Origin of the sequence: Paenibacillus sp. GM2FR, from assembly GCF_002803325.1 — a bacterium.
Lineage (GTDB): Bacteria > Bacillota > Bacilli > Paenibacillales > Paenibacillaceae > Paenibacillus_AQ > Paenibacillus_AQ lautus.
Genome location: NZ_MKZM01000008.1, coordinates 2,549,240 through 2,562,085, shown reverse-complemented (window position 1 = coordinate 2,562,085; position 12,846 = coordinate 2,549,240). Strand labels below are relative to the sequence as shown.

The 12,846-nt window shown below is 53.1% G+C and carries 8 protein-coding genes; 7 read left to right on the top strand and 1 reads right to left on the bottom strand.

Annotated features, from left to right (window positions below; genetic code table 11):
- Positions 1-41 precede the first annotated feature (41 nt).
- Positions 42-929, bottom strand: coding sequence for a helix-turn-helix transcriptional regulator (locus PAEVO_RS11475; protein ID WP_100537660.1), 888 nt, complete (start codon positions 927-929; stop codon positions 42-44).
- 191 nt (positions 930-1,120) lie between these two features.
- Here PAEVO_RS11475 and PAEVO_RS11470 point away from each other — a divergent pair, with 191 nt between their 5' ends.
- The 7 genes from PAEVO_RS11470 to PAEVO_RS11440 all read left to right on the top strand — a co-directional run bounded on the left by PAEVO_RS11470 (position 1,121) and on the right by PAEVO_RS11440 (position 12,737).
- Positions 1,121-2,161 carry a Gfo/Idh/MocA family protein gene (locus PAEVO_RS11470; protein WP_100537659.1) on the top strand — a complete coding sequence of 347 codons (1,041 nt, stop codon included), beginning with the start codon at positions 1,121-1,123 and terminating at the stop codon, positions 2,159-2,161.
- Positions 2,162-2,488: 327 nt separating this feature from the next.
- Positions 2,489-4,741, top strand: a complete 2,253-nt coding sequence (locus PAEVO_RS11465; RefSeq protein WP_243390734.1) for a helix-turn-helix domain-containing protein — start codon at positions 2,489-2,491, stop codon at positions 4,739-4,741.
- A gap of 447 nt (positions 4,742-5,188) precedes the next feature.
- Positions 5,189-6,817 (top strand): extracellular solute-binding protein, encoded by a 1,629-nt coding sequence (locus PAEVO_RS11460; protein ID WP_100537658.1) that lies wholly within the window; start codon positions 5,189-5,191, stop codon positions 6,815-6,817.
- 93 nt (positions 6,818-6,910) lie between these two features.
- Positions 6,911-7,813 carry an ABC transporter permease gene (locus PAEVO_RS11455; RefSeq protein WP_100537657.1) on the top strand — a complete coding sequence of 301 codons (903 nt, stop codon included), beginning with the start codon at positions 6,911-6,913 and terminating at the stop codon, positions 7,811-7,813.
- Between the two features lie 26 nt (positions 7,814-7,839).
- Complete coding sequence (locus PAEVO_RS11450; RefSeq protein ID WP_100537656.1) at positions 7,840-8,715, top strand: carbohydrate ABC transporter permease; 876 nt, start codon at positions 7,840-7,842, stop codon at positions 8,713-8,715.
- A 27-nt stretch (positions 8,716-8,742) separates the two neighbouring features.
- The gene (locus PAEVO_RS11445) at positions 8,743-10,515 is read left to right on the top strand and encodes a hypothetical protein (protein ID WP_100537655.1); all 1,773 of its coding nucleotides are present in this window, start codon (positions 8,743-8,745) and stop codon (positions 10,513-10,515) included.
- Positions 10,512-12,737 (top strand): glycoside hydrolase family 88/105 protein, encoded by a 2,226-nt coding sequence (locus PAEVO_RS11440; RefSeq protein WP_100537654.1) that lies wholly within the window; start codon positions 10,512-10,514, stop codon positions 12,735-12,737. Before PAEVO_RS11445 ends, PAEVO_RS11440 begins: the two co-directional genes overlap by 4 nt.
- Positions 12,738-12,846: the final 109 nt, after the last annotated feature.

Genomic DNA, 12,846 nt, shown 5'->3' with positions numbered 1-12,846 from the left:
GGCCGCAGATCGTTCGCTAAGGAGTGTTCTGGAACCCGGATCTATAACTGCCTAGCCTGAGAAGGCGTCATGCTCTTGTACTGTTTGTACAGCTTGGTAAAATAATTCGGGTTGCTGCAGCCGACGATGCCGGCAATCTCCGTGATGGTCAACGACCGTTCACGGAGCAGCTTCTCCGCTTCATTAATCCGGGTCAGGTTGACGTAATCCACGAACGTGCGGCCCGTTAAACGCTTGAACATTTTACAAAAATGAAACGGATTCAAACCGACCTCTGCAGCGGCGGTTTCTACCGACAATTTCTCACCGATGTTGCTCTCGATGTGCTGAATGAGTTTTTTATAACGATCCCGATTCGCAAAATACGGCTCGGCCGACTTCTCAGTGAACGGTGTGGGCATAAATGTACGTGCCAGCAGAACGAACAGCGTGTACAGCTTGGACTTGGCAATGAGCTCATAGGCCGGACGGCGGGCAACCAGCTCTTCAATCACTTCATCCAGCAGCGGATAGCAGTCTGCGCCAGCAGGGTGGTTCTCGGCAGGCTTGACCGGGAAACGGAGCCGGCCTTCCATATAGGGAGCGACATAACGCACGTGAATCGGATCATGGAGGAAATCGTTAAAGAGAGATGCATTGACAACGACACAATCAAATCGCACGTCGCCATCTTCAAGGGCATATCCCACGTGCAGGCTGCCGCCGGGGATGATAATCATTTCTCCAGCCTTTACGTCATACGGAGTTGTATCAATATGGAATACCGCGTGCCCTTGGCGCATGCTAATGATCTCAAAGTGTTCATGCCAGTGGAGATACAGGATACAGTCTTTCGATTTGGCATGGGAGCAGAAGTTATTAAATACCTGCAAAGGATAGGCTTTATGGTCAAGTCTCGTATTTTCATGAAGCTCTCTTGGATTGGACATGTGAATTCACCTCGGACCGCAAGATAAGAGTGGTAATGCACAAGGTTGTATAGAGAAATTGTTGAGTTTCGCCATTATAATGAAGTTGCTTCATTTACATTAAGCCAATATTGGAATGCTGACAACGGTTTAGGATGAATTATTGTAAGCGGTTTACAACAATATCACGTATTCAGGGGGAGTTAGCGAGTATGACCACGACATATAAAGTTGTGATAGCAGGATGCGGCAGTATGGCGAATACATGGGCGGAATATGCGAAAGGGCGAGAGGACGTTGAAATCGTGGGCCTCGTGGATATCCAGGAGAAATTTGCAAAGGCATTTGCCGATCGGCATGGACTTTCTTGTCCCGCATATACCAATATTACGGAGGCTCTTACTTCAAGCGAAGCGAATATCGTATTTGATGTGACCATTCCCGCCAGCCACTATGGGATTAGTACGGCAGCGCTTAAGCACGGGTGTCATGTATTCAGCGAAAAACCGTTAGCGGAATCGATGACGGAATGCCTGGATATTGTGAGGCTCGCAGGGTCGGCAGGCAGAACCCATGCCGTCATGCAAAACCGCCGATTTGATCCGCGAATTCGGGCATACAAGGATTTGATTGAAAGTGGAGTGATTGGAAAGCCCGGGTTCATAGGAGCGGATTTTTTCCTTGGCGCCCATTTTGGCGGGTTTCGGGACCTGATGGACAGTCCCCTGCTGCTTGACATGGCCATTCACACCTTCGATCAAGCCCGAATGATCAGCGGAGCCGATCCGGTATCCGTGTACTGTCAGGAGTTTAACCCGCCGGGTTCCTGGTATGCCGGAAACGCGATGGCGATATGCATCTATGAAATGACGGACGGCTCCGTGTTCAATTACCGCGGTTCCTGGTGCGCCGAGGGCGCCCAGACCTCCTGGGAGGCCGCATGGCGCGTAACGGGAGAGAAAGGGACTGCGATCTGGGACGGCCACGATGATATTTATGCGGAGATCGTGGCGGAAGGGGATCAATCAGGAAACTTTATCCGGAAGTATGAACGGATTGAAGGGACGCTGCCCGAAATGGAGAAGACCGGACATCACGGCTGCCTGGAAAATATGTTTCATGCTCTCGGAGCCGGCATCAAGCCGGAGACGGATTGCAGCGACAACGTCTTCAGCATGGCGATGGTGCTGGCTGCATTGGAGAGTGCCAAGACGGGACGGAAAGTCTTGATATCGGAGTTCATGAAGGGTTGAAGGGAACGAGTGAGTAATCTTTCGACATTTTGATACAACTTTGGTCTTGGCTGGACGGTAGCCTGCTCTTGCAGGTGTAGTTGGGGACGAAAGCAAATAGGGTAAATGAAGCCGCGGATTCGCGGCTTTTTTTGTTTTAAGTACCGTGTAGAGAAGATTAGACTGTACCTGCCTTTTCGGTGCGAATGATCCATGAAGCAGGAAGAATGAAAAAGGTATCATTCCAGTGGTCCTTCCTTCGAAGACACCCCTCTTCCAGAGAGGGACAAAGCCGTGCTACAATATAGCACAAGCATAAGTAAAACGCTTAACCTGGAAGAGAAAGGAATGACCTCTTTGCAGCAAAACTGGTACCGCAAGCTGCTTCTTTCCTATTTTCCCATTTTCCTTATTACCATTACAATCATCGTGTTTCTTTCTTTCATCATGTTTAATGAGGCCTCACGCGAAGAGGCAGCCAAAGCAAACGGGATTTCTACAAGGTTTATTATGGAAGACCTGGACCGCTCCATCCATGCCATTGAGATGAACGTGCTGAACGAAGTGGAGACGAGTTCCCTATACTCAAGCTATCTGTTCAGTACCCCGTCATCCGACCAAAATCTGATGTACTCGCTGGTGAAACGACTTCGCGTGCTGCAAACGGACAGCGACATGATTGAATCGGTCTATTTGTACCGTCATTCGGATCAGTCCGTGTTGACCACCAGCGGACAGAGCTCCCTCTCGTCGTTCCCGGACCGTTCATTTATCGAGCACGCCGTGAAGGACCACGATTATCGGGGCTGGTCGGCCGTACGCTCCATGACGGGTCTCGGGGAGAACGAACCGAAGCAGGTCATCTCCATGTACAAAAATTTGCCGCTCCCCTTCGGAAGCCAGGGGCTGCTGGTGATAAACGTCAGCATGTACCGCTTGGAGCAGATGATCAATCCGATGATAAATGACAGCGTTTCCTTTTTGAATATTCTGGATTCCAGCGGGGAGCTGATCTTCGAAGCATCCCAGACGGGAGAGGATAACCGGGGCAAAGAAGGCAAGGTGCTGACAACGCTGCAATCGGAACAGCTGGGCTGGACTTTTGAAAGCGGTCTCCGTGCGGGCCAGCTCTATGCCTGGGTGTCCGTCGTATCCTATATCTGGGTCGTTATCGGCTTCGTTACCGTGGTGCTTGCCGTTATTTACATCATTTATATTAGCAGGCGGAATTATCAGCCGATCAAAGCCATAATGAACCGCATAGAATCCATTCAGCTGAACATGCCGCAAGCGGCCAAGGATGAATTATCCGTGATCGACAGCGCGCTTGAAAGCCTGATCAACAGGTCCATGGATTATGACAAAAAGCAGGACGAGAATCTCCAGCTTCAGCGCAGTCAGCTGTTTATGGATCTGATCGGCGGGCAGAAGCACGAGGAGGAGCTGCAATCGCGGATGAGCGAGCTGACCCCGATGACCCTGCCGGAGCAACTGGAGGGCTACGTGATGATGCTCGGTGAAATCAATGATTACAGGGGTTTTCAGGATGTTCATACCGCTCGGGACCAGAACGTGTTGAAGTTTGCCTTGATGAACGTGTTCCAGGAGCTTTCACGTAATGCCGGCTTCAACAGTTGGCTCGAATGGATCTCCGGCAGCCGCGTCGGTATTCTGATCGCGCTGCCGGAGGTAAAAGGTGAGACTCGTGCAGCATTGATCCACGCTGCCGAGGAATGCCGCGGCTGGGTTGAGGAAAAGCTTCGCCTGCCTTTGAGCTTCGGGCTGGGCAGCACGGTCACCGGGCTTCATGAGGTCGGGGCCTCGTACCGCTCCGCCTCGGAGGCGCTCGGCCATAGACTGGTGATGGGGGATCATGGCGTCCTGGTTGGCGATGAGCTGTCCAAGGAGGATTTAAGTCACCTGCTTCCTTATCTGACGGAAATTTCAGAGCTGGTCAAGGACTTTCGCTTAAATAACGATGGCTGGAGAACCCGTCTGCAGGATATGTTCGTTTCGTTCAAGGAGGAGCGGCTGAAGGATGATATCATCCGTTCTCTGGTCAACAGCATGCTTCAGCTGCTGTCCCGGGAGGTTGGGGTGTTATCCGGCGAGCTGCGGAATCAGCTTTCGGAGAGCAAAGACCATATGCTGGCGGGAGCAGCGACCCTGGAGGAGCTGCAGAGCAGGATCGGCGATCAGTTAACGGAAACTTACCGTACTTACGTTGCGCTTAGCGAAACCAAAAGCTACCGGGCCATGATCAGCGAGATGAAGCACTATATCGAAGAGCATTTTGAAGATCCGGATTTGTCCCTGAAGCATCTTAGCGACCGTTTTCAGATTTCCGGCAAATACGCAAGCTATCTGTTTAAGATGGAATACGATATGAAGTTCGTTGATTTCCTGGTTCAGCTGCGGATGAAGCGGGCGGAGGAGCTGCTGGCGGAGACCGAGTTCTCCATACAGGAGATTGCGGAGAAAATCGGGTATGCAAACGCCATAACGTTCGGGCGGGTGTTCAAACGGACGGCCGGTGTGACGCCGGGAGATTACCGCAAGCTGAAGATGAAGCCGTCTTCTGGTATGGAGCCGGGATCTTAAATCAGCGGCTCGGATTGCGAAAGCAGTTTATGACTATAGTTTATCAAGAAGCGGGTGCAGAGATTTCCGACTAGGAGCAGCACCCGTTTCGTATTTCCGCAAAATTACGGCATGTTTCAAACCAGGACATCATCTGGCGAGATATTCCACGTAAGGATCAAACCATGCATGCAGCAAGGCTTTAAGGCGGTCGTGTGAAAACGGTTTATGATACGAAAATAGTCATTGCTATACGGAGGAACCTTGTAACCATGCGGGTTCTGTCGATTGGAATTTGGTTTATTGTCATTCCCGGGCCTCTGAGGCATACTGAGGACACCCTAGAGGTTAAGCGCTTACATGAATGGATCCCAAAGCAGCGTAGGGATGCAGCCGCAGGATATATTCAATTAAAAGAACGGCGCGAACGTCAGGGCAATTATCAAAATAAGAAAAGGGGATGTAACTATGGCGGCAAGCAAGAAAAAATGGGGCAAGCTCGCAAAGCTCTCGCTCGTCATGCTGTTGGCCGGAACGGTCGTATTATCCGGTTGTTCATCAGACTCGGGCAGCAGCACCAATACCTCAAGCGGAAGCGGAGATTCCGGCTCTAATGACGGCAAGCAGGTCACGCTGAAGGTTGAAATTTTTGACCGCGGCAATACACCGAAGCCATACACCATAACCGACAGCTACCTAACGAGATACATCCAGGACAACTTTGGAACTCCTAACAACATTAAAATGGAATTCGTACCGGTACCCCGTTCGGAGGAAATCAAGAAGCTGAACGTTCTGATGGCCAGCGGCGGCAACGTGCCGGATATCGTTTTTACGTACGATACCCCGACCTTCAATCGCTACGCGGAGCAGGGCGGATTGACGGAACTAACCGATCTGATCAACGAGCACGGTCCGAACCTGAAGGAATTCCTCGATGAGGACGCGATGAGTTACGGCCAGTACATGGGCAAACAGTTTGCCGTTCCTGGCAAGCGGGCTTTCCTGGGTAAGTATTCTTCCTTTATTCGTACCGACTGGTTAGAGAAGCTCGGCATGGACGTGCCACAAACCACGGATGAGCTGTACGAGGTCTTGAAAGCTTTTAAAGAAAAGGATCCGGGCGAAACCGGCGGCAAGGTCATTCCTTTCGGCATGACAATCGAACCGGCTCAATACGATCCGTTAATCTGGTCCTTTATCCAGCCGACCACGGAAGAACAGAAGTACACGCAGCTCCAAAAGCTCGGGGCCAATGACTATCCGACCCTGCTTCCCGGCTTCAAGGATGCGCTTCAATTCTTCAACAAGCTGTACAATGAGGGGCTGATCAGCCGTGACTTCAGTTTGGACGAAGACAAGAAGCAGTTGACCCAGGATGTAACTAATGGCCTCACTGGCTTCCTGACAGAGGATTATCCGAACTTGTACTACGCGGACGGCACCTATGATACGCTGCTGAAAAACCAGCCGGATGCCAAACTGGAACCGATCGATCCATTCACCAACTCCGAAGGCAAGCGCGCGAAGCCTGAATATGCGCCAAACGGCATGTATATCATGATTCCGAAAACAAGCAGCCATGCTGTAGAAGCGATTAAATACTTGAACTGGATGGCGGATCCTGACAATCTGCTGGCTCTGCAAAACGGCGTGGAAGGCGAAAACTATGAAATGGTGGACGGCATTCCCGTCATGAAGACCGACGCTCCTCAAGATGTGATTGATCGTCTTTACAACTCCGGCGACATTGCCATTATCGCTAACGGCAACTTTGTAGGTGACGAGGCACAGAACCGAGAGAAGCTGACGACCAACTTCCCGGAGAAGTTCCAGGATCTGCACCGCAAGGCCGTTGAAATTGCGGCAACGGATACGTTTAAGCCGGTCAACTTTGACCGACCGATCGAAGCTGAGGCGAAATACGGCACGAACCTCCAAGCTAAATATGAAGAGATGATCGTCAAGACGGCGATGGCGAAACCGGAAGACTTCGAGAAAGTGTTCGAAGCTACCATGAAGGATTATATGGTCAGCGGCGGCCAAGCGATTCTTGATGAGCGGACCAAGGTTTATCAGGAAATGCAATCCGAATAAAGGCAATCCGCAGCGGGACAAGGGAAAGGACGGCTATATACAAGAGGCCGTCCCCTCGCTCCCGGCGTCATGAGCAAGGAGAGGATGATTCAGATGAGAGGAACCGTTTACCTGCGCCGGTACTGGCAACTATATGCACTGCTTGTTCTGCCTTTGGTCTACTTTATCATTTTCAAATACGGCCCGATGTGGGGCGTTCAGATTGCTTTTAAGGATTTCAATTTCTTTGAGGGTATAACCGGAAGCGAATGGATTGGACTGGATGCCTTCCGAGAAGTCTTCCAGACACAGGACTTTTATAAAACACTGCGTAACACACTGATGCTTAATCTGCTGGACCTCATGGTTTCATTTCCGGCCCCGTTGATTCTGGCCATTATGCTGCATGAACTCCGAATCCGATGGTTCAAACGTTTATCCCAAACGATATTGTATATTCCCCATTTTATTTCATGGGTTATTATAGGCGGCATTGTATACCAGGTGTTTGGCACGCAATCGGGCATGATCAACAACATGCTGATGGCGCTCGGTTTTGAATCGGTACCTTTTCTAACAGAAAAAAATACGTGGCTCATCACCTACCTGGCGACGGGTGTGTGGCAGAGCGCAGGCTGGGGAACCATTCTCTATCTGGCTGCCCTAACCGGCATCAACAAGGAGCTGTTTGAAGCGGCGGAAGTGGACGGCGCGGGCAGGTTCAAGCGAATCTGGTATATCACGCTGCCGGGCCTGAAGACGACGGTCGTTACACTGCTTATCATCAATCTCGGAAATATGATCTCGATCGGCTTTGACCGTCCGTTTGTCATTGGCAATAAAGCCGTCATGGATTACTCCGACGTGCTGAGTACCTATGTCTACCGTACGGGTCTGGAATCCGGGCAGTATACACTTGCGACGGTGGTCGGCCTGTTCCAGGCTGTTGTTGGCTTGATCTTTATCCTTGGTGCCAACTATGCATCCAAAAAACTGACAGACGAGTCCATCATTTAACGTTGTTGCAGAAAGGAGTATCACACATGAGCGAGCGAGCGTCGAACCGTGTTTTTGATACCGTCAACATGATCCTGCTTACGGTTTTTGTACTTCTGTGTTTGGCCCCTTTTTTCCATATTATCGCCATTTCTTTCAGCTCGAACCGTGCGGTAACGTCCGGTGACGTGACGTTGTTTCCGGTGGAGTTCAGCCTTCAGGCTTACAAATCCGTATTCTCCGATTCCAGCATGATCCGGTCACTTGGCTTTACCATCACGCTGACTTTGCTGACAACGGTGCTGTGCATGATCATGACCATCATTGCCGCTTATCCGCTGACGAAAAAGAAGCTGAAAGGCCGCAAGATCTTCATGTTTATCATCATTGTGACCATGTTCTTCAGCGGAGGCATTATCCCGGAATATATTCTCGTGAAAGACCTGAATTTACTGAATACGATTTGGGCCCTCGTTCTTCCGGGACTGATCAGTCCGTTCTATCTGATTATCCTGATCTCGTTCTTTAATGGAATTCCGGAAAGCCTGGAGGAAGCGGCTGAGATTGACGGCACAAGTCAGATCGGAACGATGCTTCGGATTATTCTGCCGCTGTCCTTGCCGGTCATAGCGACACTAAGCTTGTTCTATGCGGTCGGGCGCTGGAACGGGTTTCAGGATACGCTGCTGTACATTACAAGCGAAGAGCTGTATCCGCTCCAGTTGAAGCTGTATCAATTGGTACAGAACAATATGATTACGGATCTGACCCGCAACGAGGGACCCGCAGCGGGTGTCAGAGCAACCACGGAAAGCCTGAAAGCGGCGAGCGTCGTATTTGCCACGGTGCCGATTCTCATCGTGTACCCATGGCTGCAGCGTTACTTCGTCAGCGGCGTGATGCTGGGCGCCGTGAAAGGCTAAGGACGACGGATATCAGGAGGATCGTATATGTATAACAGGGTTTTTGAAGTAAATGACAGCTGGGTTCGGGAGGGGATGGACCGTCAGATTATAGAGCAGGGGCACCGCTGGTTCGGCGGGGTTCGTACCGTCGAAAACGGTTTGCCTTCGCCTAACCATAACAGCGGGACACCGACCGCCATGGCGATCTGGGCTGCCGCGCTTTGCAATCCGGCATCCGACTATTACCGCAGCAGGGAGCTGGCGCGCAGATTAACGCTTGCGGCGCGTTATATGCTGGAGGCTCAGCACAGCGACGGTACGATCTCGCCGGGCTGGACCAATTTTCATTCTCCTCCGGATACCGCCTTCGTCGTGGTTGGTTACGCGCAAGCGGCGCAGCTGCTTCTGGCTGACGGTTGGGTGGAGCTGAAGGGAGCGGCTGCGGATATGCTGCTGTTTCTGGAACGCACCTTGCCTGCGCTGATCACCGGAGGCTGCCACACGCCGAACCATCGGTGGGTGATCTGTGCGGCTTTGGGGTTCTTGAATGAGCTGTTTGATTCGCCAGATGCCCTGAAGCGGGCGGAAGCGTGGCTCTCAGAAGGTATGGATGCCACGGGCGACGGGGAATGGACCGAGCGCAGCAACGGGATATATAACGTCGTCAGCGATGTCATGCTGATTCATGCGGCCAGGCTGCTGAAGCGGCCGGAGCTTCTGGTACCGGTCCGGGCCAATCTGAAGATGATGTCCTATCTGGTTCATCCTGACGGGGAGATCGTCACGGAATATTCCGGGCGGCAGGATTTTGGTCAAAGCTTCGATATGTCGGGATATTTCCTGCCGTGTCTGATGATGGCTTCCCTAGACCACGACCCGGTATTTCAAGGTATGGCGGAACAGTCGCTGTCTCTGCTGAAACATCCCGGCGGAGCACCAACCAACGCAACCGTTCGGCTGCTCTTGGATCCGGGTCTACAGCGCCAGGGTGCAGAGACAACGCCGATGCCGGACCATTACAGGGTCGTGCTGAACGCGGATTTTCCAAGGGATCGTTACTTGTCCGGATTTGCGGGTGCCGGCCATCACGGTGTCATCCGTTACAGCCGGATGCACACGGATTTTGGCGCTCCGGTTGCGCGAATCCGTGAAGGACATACCAGCGTGACCGTAAGCACGGAGATGTCCTCCTTCTTTTCTATTCGTCATGGAGCGGCTCGTCTGCTGGGCGTGCAGTTCGCTTCCTATTTCGACCCGGGTTTTGTCAAGATGAGCCGGCTGGCGACGCTGGAGAATGGATATCGGCTATCCGGCGAACAGGAAAAGGGCTACAACGGACCGGTGCCGGAAGCAGATTTGCCTGCAAGTGCCAAGGCAGACATCAGCCCTTGGTATCTGCTGCCGCATCACTGCCGTCCGCAGACTCATGTCCAGCGGCACAAGGTGGAGGTGGATGTGGTAGAAGCGAGCGATGGCTGGAAGCTGGTTGTTTCGTCGACGGAGCCGGAGGAAGTCGTGTCGCAGATCTCGCTTATTTTTCCGGCAGCCGGAACCCTTAACGGCGGAGAGCTTGCTCCCGCCGGCGTGGATGCCCAGTTCTGGATGGAAGGGAGCATCCGTTACGAAATGGACGGCGATTGGATGGAAATCAGCGGCGCTGGATTTCAGCACACGGCGGCGGGCGTCCGGGAGGCAGCATATCCGCTCGGCTTCCGAACGCTGCTGCTGAATGTGGTGACCCCGTTCGTGAAGGAGATTCATATTAAGCTTTCTCCAGCGGCAGAACACGCTCGAACGGAAGGGGGCGTATCTTCATGACAAGCTATATCGAAGCCCGGGAAAGCATCCGGTATTGGATGGGCGATGATGATGCCGGCATGCTGAAGACCATTGCCGGCCGCTACATCGGGGCAAACCCGGAAATTCCGTTTGCGCTGCGGTCGTTCGCCGAAACGGGCATTCTTCAGACAGAGGAAGGATATTATGATTTGGACTTCGGTGATCGGTTCCGAGATGCGAAGCAGGGGGATGCCGCTTATGCGCTCGGTCTGGTATGGAGCGACGATGAGCGTTCGATTGACGCCGGGATCATGCCGTTCAGCCCCGTACGCTTCTATCTGAACGATCAGCTGATGTACCGCTCGGGAGCCGAGGACGAGATGAAGCCGGATGCCAAGATCGTCATTTCGCTTGTTCTGAAACCCGGCTGGAATACGCTGCTGATCGAGGCGCGTTGGACCGAAGCTGGCTTTGGTTGCCGTTTTGGCGCCCAAGAGGGCAAGGTCAGAATTCTGCAGGTGCTGTCCCCTTTTACGAACCGGAAGGAAGCAGCCGGCTGGGTTTACGCCGGACCCTTGGCTGCCGGCATGTTCGGCGAAAGCGGCATCTTTCCGAATGCGCACGGAACAGAAGGCGAGACCGGTGTTCGCTGGCTCCCGGTTACAGGCTGGAGCGAGGAAGAAGCGGCGAAGCCGAATTTTGAGCGATTATTCGGACTGCCTGAGCTTCAGGCAGCAGGCTATGCATGGAGCCGGCTGAATGTGCCGGCAGGCGTTGACCATGTTGTGCTTAGAGGCCGCGCTCTGGGGCGGACGGAGATATGGATCGGCGGGCAGCCTGTACTGGACACTCAAGAGGGAGGCGACTTTGGCTGTGAGCTTCCTGCTGCGGCCTGCCGAGGGGATCTTCTCGTGCGCAGCTGCCGAGGGCCGTCCGGCTGGGGATTTGAGCTTGAGGCCTACAGTTCAGAGAATGTGCTGGGGTTTGTGCTTCCGGTTCCGGTACAGGGCGCACCCTCTCCTTGGCTGTTTGCGGGGCCTCTGGCTGACGAGAAGGAGGAAACGCCGGAGGAGGTGTGCTCGGTTAAAAGGCTGTTCCCGCGCGCGGATGGCCGCGGTTTGATTGGCTGGTCCCTGGATGCGCCGGGGCGCCGGGTCAGGCCGTTTTATGAGAATGCGATGCTGAGCAATAAATGGACCTCCGGCTCTGCTAGCAATTTCGGGCGCTGGGATTATCCGCTTGGGGTGACGATGTATGGCCTGCTTCAGACGTCGCGAGTTCTGAAGCGGCCGGATATGGCGGAATATGCCCGCGCGCATATCGACATCTGTACTTCATGGTACGAATACGCCGTTTGGGACCGGGATACGTATGGATTTCCGTCCATTAACCATCAGCTGGTGCTGATCAAAATGCTGGACAACTGCGGTTCCTTCGGCTCCGCGATGCTGGAAGCCTACATGGAAAGCGGCAATCCGGACGATCTGAATGTGGCAGAAGGTATAGCGGACTTTATGACGAACCGCCTGGAACGCCGGGAGGACGGTGCATTCTACCGTCTCTGCATATCGGAGTACTCTGCGGATACGATGTGGGCGGATGATCTGTACATGAGCACGCCGTTCTTGTCGCGGTATGCCATGATTACAGGCGATTCCTCTTATCTGGATGACGCGGCCCACCAGTTTCTGAGGTATCGGGAATACCTGTTTATGCCGGAGGAAGGCGTGATGAGCCACGTGTTTGACTTCAAATACGGGAAGGCAACCCGAATTCCTTGGGGACGTGGAAACGGCTGGAGCCTGTTCTCCTTGTCCGAACTGCTTGAACGCCTGCCGGAGGATCATAAGGATCGGCCGGCCCTGATTGAATTTTTCCGCGAGCTGTGTGCCGGGATCGCTTCCTACCAGGGAGAATCGGGACTGTGGAGGCAGGTCATCATCGATCCGGATGCTTATGAAGAGGCTTCATGCACGGCCATGTTCACCTATGCCTTTGCTAGAGGTGTGCGGTTCGGCTGGCTGGAGAATCCCGCGCCGTTCGCCGATGCCGCCATTCGGGCATGGCAGGGGCTGACCGGAAAAGCCATCGACCGCCGCGGCAGCGTGCACGGGGTATGCAGCGGGTCCCGATATTCCTTTACCGGGGATTATTACAAGCATGATCTGCTCACGGTGGTGAATGACAATCACGGGACCGGCATCATGATGCTGGCGGGCGTGGAAATCATAAAATTGAAAGGCATGCTGGGCGGCCAGTAAGGCATACACTTTCTGTAAAGCGCTTAACCCTTAGTTGGTTAAGCGCCTCGATCCAATAGGTTAAGCGCTTAATTCACATTTAAGCTTTATCCATAGGATGCAACGACAA